The 17907-nt window shown below is 54.2% G+C and carries 17 protein-coding genes; 10 read left to right on the top strand and 7 right to left on the bottom strand.

The features are described 5' to 3' along the window. The first annotated feature begins 42 nt into the window (after window positions 1–42). The 9 genes from L2Y28_RS11105 (at window position 43) to dsbG (ending at window position 10155) form a co-directional block, all read left to right on the top strand. Window positions 43–1413 carry a sucrose-specific PTS transporter subunit IIBC gene (locus L2Y28_RS11105; RefSeq protein ID WP_022648176.1) on the top strand — a complete coding sequence of 457 codons (1371 nt, stop codon included), beginning with the start codon at window positions 43–45 and terminating at the stop codon, window positions 1411–1413. Continuing rightward, a complete protein-coding gene (locus L2Y28_RS11100; RefSeq protein WP_022648175.1) occupies window positions 1413–2819 on the top strand; it encodes a sucrose-6-phosphate hydrolase in 1407 nt (468 codons plus the stop codon). Before L2Y28_RS11105 ends, L2Y28_RS11100 begins: the two co-directional genes overlap by 1 nt. A 28-nt stretch (window positions 2820–2847) precedes the next feature. Beyond that, entirely contained in the window at window positions 2848–3864 is a 1017-nt protein-coding gene (locus L2Y28_RS11095; RefSeq protein WP_017693400.1) for a LacI family DNA-binding transcriptional regulator, read from the top strand. A 95-nt stretch (window positions 3865–3959) separates the two neighbouring features. After that, a complete protein-coding gene (locus tag L2Y28_RS11090; RefSeq protein ID WP_022648174.1) occupies window positions 3960–5510 on the top strand; it encodes a methyl-accepting chemotaxis protein in 1551 nt (516 codons plus the stop codon). 590 nt (window positions 5511–6100) lie between these two features. After that, window positions 6101–7231 (top strand): DNA cytosine methyltransferase, encoded by a 1131-nt coding sequence (locus L2Y28_RS11085; protein WP_022648173.1) that lies wholly within the window; start codon window positions 6101–6103, stop codon window positions 7229–7231. Next, window positions 7188–8165, top strand: a complete 978-nt coding sequence (locus tag L2Y28_RS11080; protein WP_023330142.1) for an HNH endonuclease — start codon at window positions 7188–7190, stop codon at window positions 8163–8165. The genes L2Y28_RS11085 and L2Y28_RS11080 overlap by 44 nt, the downstream gene beginning before the upstream one ends. A 195-nt stretch (window positions 8166–8360) precedes the next feature. Then, window positions 8361–8774, top strand: a complete 414-nt coding sequence (locus L2Y28_RS11075) for a hypothetical protein (protein ID WP_022648171.1) — start codon at window positions 8361–8363, stop codon at window positions 8772–8774. Between the two features lie 5 nt (window positions 8775–8779). Then, on the top strand, window positions 8780–9337 hold the full coding sequence (locus L2Y28_RS11070; RefSeq protein ID WP_022648170.1) for an RNA polymerase sigma factor: 558 nt from the start codon (window positions 8780–8782) through the stop codon (window positions 9335–9337). A 41-nt stretch (window positions 9338–9378) separates the two neighbouring features. Then, on the top strand, window positions 9379–10155 hold the full coding sequence (gene dsbG, locus L2Y28_RS11065) for a thiol:disulfide interchange protein DsbG (protein ID WP_022648169.1): 777 nt from the start codon (window positions 9379–9381) through the stop codon (window positions 10153–10155). Window positions 10156–10193: 38 nt separating this feature from the next. Here the strand turns inward: dsbG and L2Y28_RS11060 are convergent, their stop codons facing one another. From L2Y28_RS11060 to L2Y28_RS11050, 3 genes are all read right to left on the bottom strand, one after another. Continuing rightward, a complete protein-coding gene (locus L2Y28_RS11060) occupies window positions 10194–11483 on the bottom strand; it encodes a glycoside hydrolase family 10 protein (protein WP_022648168.1) in 1290 nt (429 codons plus the stop codon). A 7-nt stretch (window positions 11484–11490) separates the two neighbouring features. Further along, window positions 11491–11778, bottom strand: coding sequence for a VF530 family DNA-binding protein (locus tag L2Y28_RS11055; RefSeq protein ID WP_022648167.1), 288 nt, complete (start codon window positions 11776–11778; stop codon window positions 11491–11493). A 129-nt stretch (window positions 11779–11907) separates the two neighbouring features. Next, window positions 11908–13389, bottom strand: a complete 1482-nt coding sequence (locus L2Y28_RS11050) for a UbiD family decarboxylase (protein ID WP_022648166.1) — start codon at window positions 13387–13389, stop codon at window positions 11908–11910. A 111-nt stretch (window positions 13390–13500) separates the two neighbouring features. Between L2Y28_RS11050 and L2Y28_RS11045 the strand changes: the two genes are divergently transcribed. Next, window positions 13501–14385: a LysR substrate-binding domain-containing protein gene (locus tag L2Y28_RS11045; protein ID WP_022648165.1), complete on the top strand. Its 885-nt coding sequence runs from the start codon at window positions 13501–13503 to the stop codon at window positions 14383–14385. Here the strand turns inward: L2Y28_RS11045 and L2Y28_RS11040 are convergent. The 4 genes from L2Y28_RS11040 to L2Y28_RS11025 form a co-directional block, all read right to left on the bottom strand. Next, on the bottom strand, window positions 14376–15284 hold the full coding sequence (locus L2Y28_RS11040; RefSeq protein WP_022648164.1) for a LysR family transcriptional regulator: 909 nt from the start codon (window positions 15282–15284) through the stop codon (window positions 14376–14378). The two genes, L2Y28_RS11045 and L2Y28_RS11040, sit on opposite strands and share 10 nt — an antisense overlap. A gap of 1 nt (window position 15285) precedes the next feature. Beyond that, complete coding sequence (locus L2Y28_RS11035; protein WP_022648163.1) at window positions 15286–16263, bottom strand: MBL fold metallo-hydrolase; 978 nt, start codon at window positions 16261–16263, stop codon at window positions 15286–15288. Window positions 16264–16370: 107 nt separating this feature from the next. Beyond that, complete coding sequence (locus L2Y28_RS11030; RefSeq protein ID WP_022648162.1) at window positions 16371–17255, bottom strand: SDR family oxidoreductase; 885 nt, start codon at window positions 17253–17255, stop codon at window positions 16371–16373. Window positions 17256–17366: 111 nt separating this feature from the next. After that, window positions 17367–17894, bottom strand: a complete 528-nt coding sequence (locus L2Y28_RS11025) for a GNAT family N-acetyltransferase (protein WP_022648161.1) — start codon at window positions 17892–17894, stop codon at window positions 17367–17369. Window positions 17895–17907: the final 13 nt, after the last annotated feature.

Below are 17907 nucleotides of genomic sequence, written 5' to 3'. Positions count from 1 at the left end.
GGCGTTTCGAACATCATAAAAAGAGGTCAGGAAGAGGTATCTATGGATTTTAATCATATTGCGTGCGAGCTGATTCCGCTGCTCGGTGGCAAAGAGAACATTGCCAGCGCGGCACATTGCGCTACGCGCCTTCGTCTGGTGCTGGTCGATGATGCGCTTGCCGACCAGCAGGCTATCGGCAAGGTTGAAGGCGTGAAAGGCTGTTTTCGAAATGCCGGGCAGATGCAGGTGATCTTCGGCACCGGGGTGGTGAATAAGGTTTACACCGCGTTTATTCAGGTGGCAGGGATTAGCGAGTCCAGTAAATCGGAAGCGGCGGATATTGCAGCCCGCAAGCTGAACCCGTTTCAGCGCATCGCGCGTCTGCTCTCCAACATCTTCGTGCCGATTATTCCGGCGATCGTGGCCTCGGGTCTGCTGATGGGCCTGCTCGGGATGGTTAAAACCTACGGCTGGGTTAAACCGGATAACGCGCTCTATATCATGCTGGATATGTGCAGCTCGGCGGCGTTTATTATTCTGCCGATCCTGATTGGCTTCACCGCCGCGCGGGAGTTTGGCGGCAACCCGTATCTGGGCGCAACGCTCGGCGGCATCCTGACTCATCCGGCGCTGACCAACGCCTGGGGCGTAGCGTCCGGCTTCCACACCATGAACTTCTTCGGTCTTGAAATCGCCATGATTGGCTATCAGGGAACCGTCTTCCCGGTACTGCTGGCGGTGTGGTTTATGAGCATTGTGGAAAAACAGCTTCGCCGGGCGATCCCGGATGCGTTAGATCTGATCCTGACGCCGTTCCTGACCGTCATTATCTCCGGCTTTATCGCGCTGTTGATTATTGGCCCGGCGGGACGCGCGCTGGGCGACGGGATCTCCTTTATTCTTAGCACCCTGATTGCCCACGCGGGCTGGCTGGCCGGGCTGTTGTTTGGTGGGCTCTATTCGGTGATTGTCATTACCGGCATTCACCACAGCTTCCACGCTATTGAGGCCGGACTGCTGGGTAACCCGTCGATTGGCGTGAACTTCCTGCTGCCGATCTGGGCGATGGCGAACGTGGCGCAGGGCGGGGCATGTCTGGCGGTGTGGTTCAAAACCCGTGATGCCAAAATCAAAGCCATTACCTTACCGTCGGCGTTTTCCGCGATGCTGGGCATCACCGAAGCGGCAATTTTTGGCATCAACCTGCGTTTCGTGAAGCCGTTTATTGCGGCGCTGATCGGTGGTGCGGCGGGCGGTGCCTGGGTGGTGTCGGTGCATGTCTACATGACCGCCGTTGGCCTGACGGCGCTTCCCGGTATGGCGATCGTTCAGGCCAGCTCGCTGCTCAACTATATTATCGGCATGGTGATTGCCTTTGGCGTGGCGTTCACCGTTTCTCTGCTGCTGAAATATAAGACGGACTCTGAATAATGACCTTACCTTCCCGCTGGCCTGCCGTGTTGCAGGCCGTTATGCAAGGCCAGCCGCGTGCGCAAGCGGACAGCCACTATCCGCAGTGGCATCCTGCGCCGGTGACGGGGCTGATGAACGATCCGAACGGCTTTATCTGGTTTGCCGGACGTTACCATCTGTTTTATCAGTGGAACCCGCTGGGCTGCGATCATCGCTACAAGTGCTGGGGACACTGGAGCTCAGCAGATCTGGTGCACTGGCAGCACGAGCCAATGGCGCTGATGCCTGACGAAGAGTATGACCGCAATGGCTGTTACTCCGGCAGCGCCGTGGATAACAACGGCGTGCTGACCCTGTGCTATACCGGCAACGTTAAGTTTGACGATGGCGGCCGCACCGCCTGGCAGTGTCTGGCGGTGCAAAATGACGACGGCACGTTTGCCAAACTGGGACCGGTGTTGCCCCTGCCGGACGGGTATACCGGGCACGTCCGCGACCCGAAAGTGTGGCGCCATGACGGGCAGTGGTACATGGTGCTCGGGGCGCAGGATCAGCATAAGCGCGGCAAGGTGCTGCTGTTTACGTCAGCCGATTTGCACACCTGGGCGTCCTGCGGCGAAATCGCCGGTCACGGCGTCAATGGACTCACGGACGCGGGCTATATGTGGGAGTGCCCGGATCTGTTTGCGCTTGATGGCACACACGTCTTGATCTGCTGCCCACAGGGGCTGGCGCGCGAACCGCATCGCTATCTCAACACCTATCCGGCCGTCTGGATGAGTGGGGCATTTGATTATCAAACGCCTGCATTTGCTCACGACGAATTGCATGAGCTTGATGCCGGTTTCGAATTTTACGCGCCGCAAACCACGGTGGCAGAAGACGGCCGCCGCATCCTCATCGGCTGGATGGGCGTGCCGGACGGCGAAGAGATGCTCCAGCCTACACGGGTGCACGGCTGGATCCACCAGATGACCTGTCCGCGCGAGCTGCGCTACCGCGACGGTAAGCTCTGGCAAACGCCGGTCCGTGAGCTGGAAACGCTGCGCGAGGATGAACATCACTGGCAGGGACGCGCCAGCGATGCCCCGGTGCTGGAGGGAACCCGTCTTGAGTTCGAACTGAGCGCCTCGCGCGTTAATGTGGATTTTGCCGGCGCGTTGCGGCTGATTATGGATGATGCGGGGATCCATCTGGAACGCGCCAGCCTGGAAACCGGAGAGACGTTGACCCGCTACTGGCAGGGCTCTGTTCATCATTTACGCGTGCTGTGTGACCGTTCCAGCGTCGAAATTTTCATCAATCACGGTGAAGGCATCATGAGCAGCCGCTATTTTCCTGACCATCCGGCCCAGGTTCGCTTCGAAGGTGCGTCCGACATCACATTACGCTACTGGTCGCTGCGCAGCTGCATGATAGAATAGGGGTTTTGGCAGCCGGATCTAAGTCGTTGTGAGAAAAACAAAACGCGTCACCATTAAAGATATCGCGGAGCTGGCGGGGGTATCAAAAGCCACCGCCAGTCTGGTTCTGAACGGCCGCAGCAAAGAGCTTCGGGTGGCGGAGGAGACACGCGAGCGTGTGCTGGCGATTGCCAAAGAACATCATTATCAGCCCAGTATTCACGCCCGTTCGCTGCGGGACAACCGCAGCCACACCATTGGTCTGGTGGTGCCGGAAATCACCAACTACGGGTTTGCCGTTTTTTCTCATGAGCTGGAGACCCTCTGCCGCGAGGCGGGTGTTCAGCTGCTGATCTCCTGTAGCGATGAAAATCCGGGCCAGGAGACGGTGGTGGTCAATAACATGGTGGCCCGCCAGGTGGACGGGCTGATTGTCGCCTCCAGCATGCTCAACGACGCGGATTATCAAAAGCTGAGCGAGCAGTTGCCCGTTGTGCTCTTTGACCGTCATATGAACGACAGTTCTCTGCCGCTGGTCCTCACCGATTCAATTACCCCGACCGCCACGCTGGTGGCCGACATTGCGCGCCAGCATCCGGATGAGTTCTACTTCCTCGGCGGCCAGCCGCGGCTTTCCCCAACGCGTGACCGTCTGGAAGGGTTTAAGCAGGGGCTGCGTGACGCTGGCGTCGAGCTACGTCCGGAGTGGATTATTCATGGTAATTACCATCCCAGCTCCGGCTACGAAATGTTTGCCGAACTTTGCGCGCGCCTGGGCCGCCCGCCAAAAGCCCTTTTTACCGCCGCCTGCGGTCTGCTGGAAGGGGTGTTGCGCTATATGGGGCAACATAATCTGCTGCAAAGCGATATGCGTCTGGCCAGCTTTGATGATCACTATCTCTATGATTCTCTGACCATTCCTGTCGATACCGTTCGTCAGGATAACCGTCAGCTCGCCTGGCACTGCTTTGATCTGATTGGCAAACTGATTGAAGGGGAAACGCCGGAGCCAATCCAGCGTAAACTGGATGCCACACTGCAACGGCGATACAAGGCCGTGGAGTGACAGGGTAACGTCTGACGGATATATCAATAACTTTAATTAATTAAAGATCGGATTCAGCCGATAACCAAAGGGAAATTATATCCCTGAGGTGTGTTATGTCGTTGAAAAAATCATCCCTGATTATCCTGTTTTCCCTGCTTTTCTTCTTTGTGGCCAGCACCATCACCAGCGTTGGGCTCATCATTAAAAGTAATACTTCGCTGGATAATGTGAACAAAGAAATTCAGGTGGTCCTGTCCATTATTGATCCCATTAACCATAGCCGAACCCTGCGCGTCAGGGTTATGGAGTATGTAAAAATGGTGGAAGCGGGGGACGCCACCGACTCGTCTGCGAAACTGGCCTCGGTTAAAGAGGCGCTGACCAAAGCCGATAGTGCATTTTCGGCGTTTATGGCCTCGCCGCGTTTACAGGACGAAGCCCCGCTGGTCACTGCCTACCAGCAAGCGTGGCAAAACTACCGTAACCAGGGACTGGCACCGCTGATTGTCGCTGCCGCCGCTCACGATGTGTCGCGGTTCAACGCTCTTATTCCCGTGGTGTCTCAACTCGATCGCCAATATGAAATTGTGCTCGATCAGGTTCTCTCCGTTCACCAGAAGTACGCCAAAACGCTGAACGAGGATGCGAGCCATAATTTTGTGTCGGGTCTGGTTATTATCGCCTGCATTGCGGTGCTGTTCGTGGTGGTGATCCTCGTCGTCAGCCTGCTGATGAAACGCGTGGTCTTTGCGCCAGTGAACCTGGCGCGCGAGCACTGTCGACAGATTGCGGCCGGGAAGCTGGACGTACCGGTACCCATCAAGCGTGATTCCGGGAATGAAATCGATCACCTGATGTCCTCGATGGAGCAGATGCGCCAGGCGCTGCTCTCCACCATTTCTCAGGTGCGCGATGCCAGCCACACCGTAACGCATGCGGCGCAGGAAATTGCCTCCGGCAATATCGACCTGGCCTCCCGTACCGAGCAACAGGCTTCTGCCCTGACCCAGACGGCCGCCAGCATGGAAGAGCTGAGCGCGACGGTGGCGAATAATACCGATAACGTGTTCCAGGCCGGTAAGCTGGTGCAGGATGCCGTGAAAAATGCCCATACCGGTGAAGCGGTAACCCGTGAAGTTATCGAAACGATGAATACTATCGCGTCCAACTCGAAGCGTATTGAGGACATCACCAGTGTCATCAACAGTATTGCTTTCCAGACTAATATTCTGGCGCTGAACGCGGCCGTTGAAGCAGCGCGTGCCGGTACGCAGGGGCGAGGATTTGCCGTGGTGGCAAGTGAAGTGCGCACCCTGGCCCAGAAAAGCGCGGTGGCGGCGAAGGATATCGAAAGCCTCATCGCCCAGTCTGTTTCCAGCGTGAAAAACGGTGCGGAACTGGTGAATCGTTCGGGAGAGGTGATTGATTCTATTATCAGCTCTGTGAATAAAGTGCATACGCTGATGGAACAGATTTCGGTTGCCTCAGAAGAGCAGAGCCGTGGAATTGGTCAGGTTGGGCAGGCCGTAACGGAGATGGACGGTGTGACCCAGCAGAACGCGGCGCTGGTGCAGCAATCCGCCGCAGCCGCGGCCTCGCTGGAGGAGCAGGCGCAGCAGCTGTCGCAGAGTATTTCGAGCTTTAGTTTACCTGCTACGGCGTGATGTTCATAGAGGCTCCCTAGGGAGCCTTTTTAATGTCTGGCGTAACTGGAAACCCGCGCCAGACAAGGCTTCATGTATTATTACTGGCAGTAAAAGCCATATTAAGCGACTTGTGTGGGCGCACTGTGGACACTCTTACCAGCATTAGCACCCTTCAACGGGTTAAGAGAAATCGCATCCTGCATGTATTGAGGAGCGAAGTGTGCAAAGACCATCGCTTGTGCAATTTTCGTATGATCTAAGATCTTCTGCATTTTGATGATGTTGCCTACGTCAATCATAAAGTGCGGGCGAAAGGGTGATGTACGATAAATCGGGCTTTATCACTTTTCATTAAATTCATTGAAATAAGCGAGAATAATATGAACATATCATAAATGCATGATTAATGAGGGTACATCTTCCAGTTGTGAATGGGCTCGCCCAAAAGTTGAGAAATAACCTTAGGCTCTGGACTAGCCGTCTCGTGTTCTCATTAGTGCCATGCTGGGCGAATGTGAGGATGTAATCGTATACTGTACATAAAAACAGCCATATCTTATGATACACTCGAAGAAAGTAAACCATGGCAAAATTGGGAATGTGTTTTAATGAGTATAATCAATAAATTAAAGGTCATCGATTTGTTTTGTGGTGCTGGTGGGCTGTCCTGCGGCTTCATGAAAGATGCAAATGGCACTCATTTCGAAAGCATTCTAGCAATTGATAATGACAAAGCTGCGATAAAGACTTATAACGCAAACTTTGGTAATCATGGGATTGTTGCGAACATAGACGAGTGGATCGCTGACAACCCGATCCCAATGGCCGACATCGTCATCGGTGGGCCTCCATGCCAGGGGTTCAGCTTGTTAAATAAAAACCGCGAAGGCGACCATCGTCGTGCACTATGGGAGCCTTATATGGATATCATTGAAAGGTCATCAGCTTCAGTATTTGTCATGGAAAACGTACCAGGGTTACTATCGAGCGATGAGTTCGCTGATATCTGGGCTCGAGCAGAGAGCATAGGGTTTGTTTTGCTGAATCCTTGCGTGCTTAATACTGCTGATTATGGCGTTCCCCAGACCCGTAAGCGTGCTATTGCCATTGGGATCAAGAAACAACGATTTAATCTCGGCACAATTCCTACGTTCCCACCTTCACCGTCTCATCAAAATCCGGAAAAACCGGGTGTTCTCCCTGCCTGGTTAACGGTAAAAGATTTCATCAGTGATCTTCCTAAGCCAGTAGGCACAGAAATTCGGGATGTGAAACCTCCATTAGATCTTCATTTTGGTAGAAATCCGACCGCGCTATCGCAAGAGCGCTACCGTGCCGTTCCGGTAGGAGGTAACAGATTTGACTTACAAAAAAACAGGCCTGATATTACCCCCGCATGCTGGATAAAGAAAACATCTGGCGGTACAGACCTATTTGGCCGTCTGTGGTGGGATCGTCCTTCTGTAACTATTCGAACAGAATTTTTTAAGCCGGAAAAAGGACGCTATCTCCACCCAGAAGAACACCGTCCAATCACGCACCGTGAAGCTGCGCGTTTAATGAGTTTTCCGGATAGTTTTGTATTTGAGGGCACGAAAACAGAAATTGCTCGCCAGATTGGTAATGCTGTTCCACCTGTTTTTGCTCAAAAAATTGCATCATATGTTATCAATCTAATGGAATGCAGAATCAAAGATGGCGAGAAGATCGAAGAAGAGCGAACCGGAAACGCTGCGTAAGCAACTTTTAGCACTAATTGCTAATTTTGAGCATAAGTTGCTAGAGAACTCCCTAAGAGAACAGGTGCTTACACTCGTTCCAGCAAACCACTTGTTACGCGATTTAGGCAGTTCTCTATTGAATGAGGAAAATTGCAATTCTGCACGAGATCGCATCTTGGCATATTTGCTGAAATACCCTAAAACCATCATTCACGGTGATGAATTAATGGTTGTCGCAGGTATAAGTGAATATGCTCGCAGAATCCGTGAGTTGCGAGTTCAGTTTGGCTGGTCAGTTTTAAGTGGAACGACAGTTAAAGAGATGATCGAACAGGAGGAAATCACCATAGAAGAACTCCAGATCACATCTACAAAGTGCCTCAAAACCGACGTTTATGCTTTGATGGCAACGGATCAGGATAGAGAGGCTGCGCTTCGTTGGAATGAAGCAAACGTTCTTCGCCGCAGCAAAATCTCAACGAAAGATAAAATTCTTTCCTATCTTCGAAAAAATGTAGGCCGTCCTGTTACCGGTGAAGAGCTGCGTTACCTTGCAAATGATAGTAAAGAATGGGCTCGCAGAACCCGTGAATTAAGAACAGAAGATGGTTGGCCTATTGCTACTAAAAACTCTGGTCGTCCAGAGTTAGAGGTTGGAGCTTATCTACTCGAAGAGGACCGGCAGGCGGAAGTTCATGATCGTAAAATTCCTGATCCCGTTCGTGCAAGTGTTCTAGAGAGAGATAACCATTCATGTAGGAACTGCCATTGGTCGCATAGCAAAAAAACGGCTAATGACCCCAGGACGTTCCTTGAGTTGCATCATATAGAACACCATGCCCATGGTGGTGAGAACACACTTACTAACCTGATAACTCTATGTAATGTCTGTCACGACGAAGTCCACAGGAAAAAGATTCCGATAGAAGAATTAATTAAATTACTTCAATAATCGTTAAAATGGCCGCTTTCGCGGCCTTTTTCTTCCTGTTAAAACGATGCAGCCGCTGCACAATCTCCTTCAGCCATTACTGTTATCCGTACAAAGCCGCTATCACATAAATTTTATCTTTCCCCGGCAATATTTCTGTTCCTCATCCGTCTACCTCATCAGAGACCATAATCATTCAACATAAACGAGGTACACATGAGAAATTTTGATATGCACGGAAAAGGTCACGGGCGTGGTTTGGGCCGCCATCGTATGTACAAGGGCATCGTGATAGGCGCAGTCCTGTTCGTGGTGCTTGGCCTGCTGGTCATGTCCCTGTGGAACGCGTTACTCCCGGCCATCCTGGGGGTTAAAGCTATTGGCTTCTGGCAGGCGCTGGGGATCCTGCTGCTGAGCCGCATTCTTTTCGGTGGGCTGGGTTTTCGTCCAGGCAGGTTCGGTGCACACCGTCGTATGCACGCACAATGGATGAATATGACCCCCGAACAACGTGAGGCCTTCATTCAGCAGCGTCGGGCAGGATTTGGGCGTCATGGTCATTGCCGGTGGCACGATGACCGGGATGAGAAGCGAGATGATAACGCTGCGAAAGCGCCGGAAGTCGAGTGAGCGATATGAAAGCCGGTGAGGCGGGGGAATCATTACTGATCTCGGCACTCAATGCCTGCCGCGCACGGCTAAAAGCCTTCATTCGCGGACGGACTGCGGTTCGTGATGATGTCGATGATATTCTTCAGGAAGTGACCTGGCAGTTGATGAAAGTGGAACAACCGGTGGAGAACGTCGCCGCCTGGCTGTTTCGCGCCGCGCGAAATGAGATGATCGACCGGGCGCGAAAAAAGCATGAGGTTTCACTGCCGGGGTACCTGACGGCAGATGACGAGGACTTTCCGGAGCAGGAGATTGCAGAAACGTTATTCGGCGTACCGCAAACGCCGGAGGAGGAGTATCTCAACATGCTGCTGTGGGAAGAGTTGGGGCAAGCCCTGTCGGAACTGCCGCCACCACAGCGCGAGGTGTTTGAAAAAACGGAATTTGAGGGATACACCATGAAGGCGCTGGCGGAGGAAACGGGCGACAGCGTGCAGGCGTTATTATCCCGCAAACACAAAGCCGTGCGATTTTTGCGTAGTCGCCTCAAGGATATTTATGAAGCGTTGACAGGGCAATAAAGTTCGACCACTCTGAAAAACAATATCTTAGAGGGGTCGTTATGCTTCAACTGTTAGCAAAGAAAAAGATGCTGTTACTCTCTGCTCTGCTGTTTTCAGGGCTGGTCAGGGCAGAGGAGTCGCTTCCGGATGTGGTAAAGCACTTCAGTGAGCAGCAGGATATCAAAATCATTAAGAAAATTGATGCCCCCGGCGGCGCGCCAGCGTGGCTGGGGCAGTATCAGGACATGGGCGTGACGCTCTTTCTGACCCCTGACGGAAAGCATGTGGTGTCTGGCTATCTGTATGATGAGAAGGGAACCAACCTCAGCGAGGCCTTTTTCCAGAAAGAGATCTACGCCCCGATGGGCCGCGAGATGTGGAAAAAGCTCAATGCGGCGCATCCGCTGAAAGAGGGCGCGGAGAGCGCCCCGCGCAAAGTCTTTGTTTTTGCCGACCCGTTCTGCCCGTACTGCAAGCAGTTCTGGGCTGAAGCGCAGCCGTGGGTGAAGGCCGGCAAGGTCCAGCTCAACACGCTGCTGGTTGCGTTTCTTAACCCGAACAGCGGGCGTAACGCCTCTGCGATCCTGAATGCCAAAGATCCGGTGTCGGCCTGGAAAGAGTACGAGCTGTCCGGCGGTAAAAAGCTGCCTAAACCTGAAGGGGCGGCTTCACGGGAAACCGTTGAGATCCTGCAAAATCACCAGACGCTTATGGACAGTCTCGGCGCAAATGCCACACCGGCTATTTATTACCTGAATGAGCAAAACGAACTGCAGCAGGTCGTGGGCATGCCAGACGCAAAACAGCTTGAGGCGATGTTCGGGCCGAAGCCGTAAAAAAAAGGCAGAAACAGGACGTTTCTGCCTTTTGTCAGTCAACTACCCCAGCGCCCCCGGAGGTAATTTACGGCTTCCTGCGTCTGCGGCTGGTTAAGATAGTCTTCACGGAACAGGATGGTGCCTTTTACGTCTGGCAGTGAATCGTTGAGGTCGAGCTGTTTTTTCAGCTCCGGTACGCCGCCGTTCACCGTCCAGTCCGGTTCGTTTCTGGAAGGTGCGCCCACTTTGTAGAACGCGATCCCGATATACAGGCGGGTATGGGTCGGTTTCACCACGTCAGCCCACCATTTTGTCAGCACATCGTATCGTGCCGCGTCGCGGGCGAAGGGCCAGTAGATCTGCGGCGCAATGTAATCCAGTAAACCCTGCTGTACCCACTTACGCGTGTCAGCGTAGGATTCATCGTAGGCTGCGGCACCGCGCGTGTCCGATCCTGCCGGGTCGAATGAGCGGTTGCGCCATACACCCGCCGGGCTGACGCCAAATTCAACCTCAGGCTTTGCCTGCTTGATCGCCCTTGATACCTGCACAATCAGCTGCTGCGTATTGTGCCGACGCCAGTCAGCTTTCGACGCAAATCCCTCGCCGTAGCGCCTGAAGGTCCAGGCATCGTTCAGGGTTGAGCCCGGCGTCTCGGTGTAAAAATAGTCATCGAACTGAACGCCGTCGACAGGGTAGCGATTCACCACTTCCATCACCACCTGGGTTATCCAGTCCCGCACCTCGGGAATGCCCGGGTCGAGAACAAAACGATCCCCCGAGGTGCGGATCCACTCTGGATGCTGGACGTAGACGCTGGAGGGATGAAGCGACGAGGTACGGTTAAGCGCGGCGATGGTCGACGGCTTCGTGTTGGTGGAGACGCGGTAAGGGTTGAACCAGGCGTGAACCTTCATCCCGCGCTTGTGCGCTTCATCCAGCATAAACTGGAGCGGATCGTAACCGGGGTCTTCCCCAATAGTCCCGGTCAGGGTATCTGACCACGGCAGTATTTCAGAGGCCCACAGCGCCGTACTGTCCGGTTTTACCTGAAAGAAGACGGTGTTGATCCCAAGCTTTTTCAGCTTATCGAGCTTGTCCGTCAGCGCCTTCTGTTGCTGGGCGATACGCTGGTCCGCGCTGCGGCCATTCACTGATGACACGGGGGGCCAGTCAAGACGGGAGACGGTCGCCAGCCAGATCCCGCGCATGGGTTCGTTAGTCTGCTGTACAGGTTTCGCCTGCGGCAGCGGGGTAACGAGTGATTTGGGTGGTTTGGAAGTGCAACTTACCAGTAAAAGCGCGCAGCCAAGCAGCGCGCCAGTCCGTTTTACGTGTCGCATCATTTGCGTGTTAGCTCCTGGGTGTCCGGCCATCCGTCCAGGGATTAAACGCCGGTTCGTCCTGTTCCTCGTTACCGTCATCGTGAAGGGAGTCGAGGTAGAGGGCTTCAACTTCCGCCCGCGCCCATGGGGTGCGGCGCAGGAACTTCAGACTCGATTTAACACTCGGGTCCTTGCGAAAACAGTTGATTTTGATTCGGTTGCCAAGTTCATTCCAGCCATATCGCGCAACCAGCGCGTTAACCTGCATTTCAAGCGTTACGCCATGCAAAGGATCGTTGGAAATAGGTGCTGTCATAGGCGTCCGGTAGTCTCATTTTTTATGGGGATGTGATAAACGCTCAAAGGTTACAAGAAAGCAGGGGACGCGGCAATTTCAGCGTGAGGTTCTTCACCCGTAAAGGGTGAAGAGGATTTCCGGTTAATACTATTTTTTAAACAGTTCAGGTGCCCACGGCGTCGGGTCTACCTCCATAAAGGGTGCACGCTCAAAGCGGGACTTCAGCGCCCAGGGCACCGTACAGTCGAAAATCGTTTTGCAGGTGATCCCGTTGCCACGAATTGAGGGACTGTAGTCCGGCGCCTGAGACGGATCGAGCTGGTGACCGCGGATCCCCGGCAGATGGGTGATGCTGACATCGCCCTGCATACGGGTCGTCATCGCCCACAAAATGTCGTCGCTGTCGAAAATATCCACGTCTTCGTCGACGAGAATAATATTTTTAAGCTCGGAATAGGTGGCTAACGCGATGAGGGCCGCCTGACCCTGACGCCCTTCGTCAGAAGGCTGCCGTTTTTTAACCTGCAATACCCCAAGGAATTTGCCCCCGCCAGCGGTATGCGCATAGACGTTTTGCAGGAAACCGGGGATGGCTTCTTCCACCGCATTCCGGATGCTGGCCTCCGTTGGCAAACCGGCCAGCGTGGTGTGCTCTTCGCCCGGCCCTACCAGGGTTTGCAGGATCGCCTGATGACGCATCGTGACGGCCTTCACTTTGATTACCGGTAAGGAGGGGTTAGCCTCCCCACAGTAGCCAGGAAATTCCGGCATCGCGTGCCCGGTGTGGGTATGCTGATCTTCTTCTACGCGCACGCCCGGCAGCAGTTCGCCTTCGATGATTATTTCCGCACGCGCAATCGCTTTTTCCTGTACGGCCACACCCTGCACCAGCTCGACGGGGGCCTGACGTAACGCGCCGGCGACACCCAGCTCGTTGTAGCCGAAGGGCGTGGTAGGGGCTTCGAAACAGGCGCCAATATAGATAGCGGGATCGAGACCCATATTGATCGTGACCGGCAAGGGTTTGCCCGCCTCTTCGGCTTTCTTACGGAACACTTCAATATGGCGGCCCGCGGCAAGGAACATGGAGAGCTCATCGCGCTCCTGAACGCAAAGACGGTGAATAGTGACATCGGTCAGCGAGGCGTCTTCCGGATCGCTTGCCAGCACCAGCCCCAGACAGAAGAACGGACCGGCATCTATCGGCGTGTTGGTCGGTGCCGGAAGCAATTTACGCAGATCGAAGTCCGGATCGTCGGCATAAAACACCTGCTCCTGACACGGCGCCTGGGCCGCCGGGACGACAACGGGAGCAATCGGGTTTTTCACCGCCTGGCCGACATGTTTTGCCAGTTCAGAGGGCTCGCAGCCCAACAGGAGCGCCGCCCGCTCGCGGCTGGCGTGCATACCGACCGAAATACGGGAGTCGGGATACCCCTTAATAGCGTTAAACATCATGGCCGGGCCGATGCGCGTCGGACGTTTTACCGTGCCGCCAGCACCAATATGCCGGTACACACCCGCCAGCTCCGCGTCAGGATCGACCGGATGGTTGGTTTCAAGGTATTGACCTTCATGGCGTTTGAGCAGTTCGATAGCACTTCTGAGATCGTTGATGTGGTTTTCCATATTTTCCCCCTCGGATGATTGCATCCATTCTTAACCGGACGAAGAAGGCTATCAATTGCATCATTTGTGCTATTTTAATATGAATTTTATTATCAATAATGAAGGCACAGTATGCAGTTTCGACTGATGCGCAATTTTATCGTGGTGGCGGAAGAGCTTCACATGCATCGTGCGGCGGAGCGCCTTAACATGGCGCAGCCCGCGCTGAGTCAGCAGATCAAAACCCTCGAAGAGCGCCTGGGGGTCACGCTTTTCAGCCGGGCGAATCGTCGCCTGACACTCACGCCAGCCGGTGAGGCGTTTCTCAGTAAAGCCAGAGTGGCGATTTTTATGACCGATCAGGCGATTCTGGATGCCAGACAGACGGCCAGAGGGGAACAGGGCGTGCTGAATCTCGGATGCGTTTCAAGCGCGATATTCGACAGTAAGCTGCCCGACGCGCTGCGGCTTTTACATGAGAAATGGCCAGCCATCAGCCTTTCCATGATGACGGGAAACGTGCAAACCCTTTATACCGGCGTGCAAAGCAACCAGCTGGATGTGGCCATTATTCGTGCCCCGTTACCGCTGCTGCCTGACGATCTTCAAAGTCGTCCTTTCACAACGGAAAAAGCCGTGCTGGCCTTACCTCGTCAACACAGTCTGGCGGGCTCCGCCGCGCTGACGCTTGCGTCGGTGAAAGAGGAGAAGTGGATTGCCCTGCGCGACCCGGAGGGGATGGGGCTGGAGCAATATTTCTATGATGCCTGCCACAGCGCTGGCATACAGCCTGACGTTGTGCAAAATGCCACCGATGTCCCCACGGTGATAAGCCTCGTCTCGGCAGGGTTTGGCATCGCCATGCTGCCAGCTTCAGCGAAGGCGATATGCGTACAAAACGTCGTCTTTGTGGATATTCTTGACCGACTCCGGGAGAGCGAGCTGACGCTGGTTTGCCACCGGATTATTCGCTCTGAGGTCCTGAAAAAATTGCTGAGTATCCTCGATCATACCTGACGTCCGGCGGCCTGAAGAAGCTGTTCTCGCAGCCAGCGATTAGCCGGATCCTGACTGTTTTTCGGATGCCAGTACATACCGATGACGATCGGCGGGAGATCCAGCGGCGGCGGAAAAATATCAAGCGTTTGCGTAAAGCGTAGCAACATGCGCCTGGGTAGGGTGCAGAGTAAATCGGTACCGGCAACAATTGCAGGCGCCATCGCATAGCTTTGCGTCGACATCACCACGTTACGCTGGTGGCCAAGCCCCGCCAGATGCTGATCGACAAAGCCCGCGAACGGGTCGCCCTCGGATGAAACCACCAGGTGTGAAAGACTACAATAGCTTTCCAGATCCACCGGCCCCGTACCGCGCGGATGGCCTTTCCGCTGGGCTGTGGCATATTCATCGTCAAACAGCTTGCGTCTGACCCATGCATCGTGCGCCCCCGCGTTAACGCCGATATAAATATCCACATCGCCATTTTCCATCTGCGCTGACAGCAGCTGGGTTTCCGGGAGCGCAAAACGCAGGCGGATACCTGGTGCCGCACTGCTAATCTGATTCTGCAACTCTGCCCCCAGCATTAGCGCCGGGTTTTCGTGCAGGGCAATAACAAAGGTGCGGTTGCTGTTCTGCGCGTTGAACGTGGTGGGTTCAAGCATCGCCGCTATGCCCTGCAAAACCGTCGCGACCTGCGGCCTTAACACTTCGGCGCGCGGCGTCGGTAACACCCCACGTCCGTGTGGGGAAGGGACAAACAGCGGCTCACCAAACAACACGCGCAGGCGTGCCAGGCGGGCAGACATTGCTGGCTGGCTGATGCCCAGCCGCGCGGCCGCATGGGTGATATTCTGGTCCCTGAGTAACGCATCCAGCGTCAGGATCAGGTCCATATCCATATCGGAGGGGGACATCTTATTTTGCGTCACGGTTGGTATAGGTCACCGGGACCCACGCGTAGCCTTCCCGCTCACCTTTCGTCACATAGCCGATCCCGGGGAAAGGCAGATGTGGCGCCGCAATCAGATCTTTGTTTTTCACAAACTCAGCGAAAGCTGCGTTGCGCACCCGGGCGGCGCCGTCCTGATCCTCATCGTAAGCAATCGTCACGTTGGGCTGCGGGAACTGAACCGCGGCGACGTGGATGATGTCGCCGACAAAGGTAATTTTTTCACCTTTGCTCTCCAGCGTGTAAAACGCGGAACCTGGGGTATGGCCCGGGTGAACCGTACCGCTGATGCCCGGCAGAAGCTGTTCGGTGCCTGAGAAAGTCTTCACTTTTCCGGCATCCAGATAAGGCTTTAATGTCTTGTGCGCGACATCGAAGTAGTTCTGGTCATAGCCAGACTTTTTCTGGTTCTCGTCGTTAAAGAAGAAATCGATATCCGGTTTGCCGACATAGACCTGCGCGCGGGTAAACACGCGCTGACCGTCTTTGACCAGGCCACCAGCGTGATCTGAGTGCGCATGGGTGATTAGAACATCGGTAATATCTTCGGGTTTGATGCCCTGGGTCGCCAGGCTTTCAATTAGCCGCCCGCCTTTGCCGGGGCCAAAGAGCTGACCGGAACCGGTATCCACCAGGATTTTGTGACCGGGCAAGGCGATATAAAACGCGTTAATCGATGCTTCCACCGGATTGGCCTGGAAGTTTTTGGCCAGTAACGCATCGGTATTTTCCGCCGTCGTCCGGCGCAGTAAGGCGTGCAGATCCTGCGGCACGCTGCCGTCCGTAAAGGCGGTGATAATCGTGTCGCCAACCTGAACGCTGTAGCCGCCAGCCTGCTGTTTCACCACATGCTGCGGAACGCTGGCCACCGCGTGGATCGCTGGAAAGAATAAAACTGAACCGGTCAACAGGGTTGATATCGCAAGTTTTTTCACAGTAAACATGATGGGCTCCTCAATAGTAAGTTCATCATAGTTCAACTGCGATTTTTGAGAACAGCAGGGGAGTGAATGTGACCTATCCATGAAATGGATAGGTCTGAGAGGATGCTTTACAGCACGCCGGTACCGCCATCAGAGCACCACACTTGCCCGGAAGCGTATGAGCAGGAATCGGAGGCAAACAGCACATACAGCGGTGCGATTTCAACCGGCTGGCCCGGTCGGCCCAGGGGCGTATCTTCCCCGAACTTCTGAACTTTGGACTGCGGCTGACCGCCGCTGGACTGAAGAGGCGTCCAGTATGGACCTGGCGCGACGGCATTTACCCGAATACCACGCGGTCCCAGCTGCTGGGCCAGAGACTTGGTAAAGGCCACGTTACAGGCTTTGGTCTGCGCATAGTCCACCAGGATCGCGCTCGGTTTAAACGCCTGAACGGAAGTGGTGTTGATGATCACGGCACCTTCCTGCAAATGGCGCAGCGCAGCTTTGGTGATCCAGAAGGGGGCATAGACGTTGGTCTTAAACGTCGCGTCAAAATCTGCCGTGGTGAGATCGTCGATAGATTCACAGTACTGCTGGCGTCCGGCGTTATTCACCAGGATATCCAGGCCGCCCAGTTCGGCAACGGCTTTTTCCACCAGCGTGTCGCAGAAGGACTCCACGCGAATGTCGCCGGGAATGGCGACCGCTTTACGGCCTTCGGCCTGAATCAGCGCAATGACCGATGCCGCATCGGACTCCTCTTCCGGCAGATAGCCAATAGCGACATCTGCACCTTCACGGGCATAGGCGATGGCTACCGCGCGACCTATGCCGGAATCACCGCCGGTAATCAGCGCTTTTTTTCCTGCCAGTTTTCCTGACCCGATATAACTTGTTTCACCATGATCCGGTATTGGCTTCATTTCCGATGCCAGCCCGGGAGCCCTTTGCGGTTGTTCTGCAAACGGTGGACGAGGGTAATGCAGCGTGTGATTATTTCCTGTAGACATACCGGCCTCCTTAATAGTGAATTCCAAGATTAGTCGTTAATTAAACGTAAGCGGGCAAAATTGACAAATTCAGACAAATCTATATTCCAGTGGCGGATATAAAATATTTTCTCAAGCCAGCATGTAATACCAGAAAAGGGCGACCTCATCTTTTTCCGGCAGGGCGTTGTAAAGGTAACGATCGTAACCGCCCAGAATAAACCCATAGTGACGATAGAAAAGGCAGGCAGAAACATTAACGTTCTGCGTCTCCAGCCGTAAGCCGGGCGCATTGAGGCTTCGCGCCCAGACGTGGGTGGCAGACATCAGCTTGTGCGCCGCGCCCGTTCGGCGTTTTGAACGCTCCACGGCAATGTAATCCACCGAAATAAATTTATTCCAGTTGCAGGACGCGGTTATAAAACCGGCGATTTCACCGTCATCCGTTTCGGCGATAAGAAATATTGAATCGGGATTAACGCAATGATTTTCCAGCGTCTGGAGATCCAGTTCATAGGTTTTATGATAAGGATCGGTTAGCGCCTCGATATGCAAATCACCATTGAGAAAAGGTTCTCTGGCAATCTCATCGACCGTAAAAGAAAAATCACAACATTCAAGACGGGCGAGGTCGGTGCTTAATCCTTTTCGAATATGCATAGTATTCCTTAAG

The sequence above is a fragment of the Enterobacter sp. JH25 genome (genome assembly GCF_021725435.1).
Taxonomy (GTDB): domain Bacteria; phylum Pseudomonadota; class Gammaproteobacteria; order Enterobacterales; family Enterobacteriaceae; genus Enterobacter; species Enterobacter intestinihominis.
The sequence above is the reverse complement of the archived record's forward strand: the minus strand, read 5'-3'. Positions and strand labels throughout refer to the sequence as shown.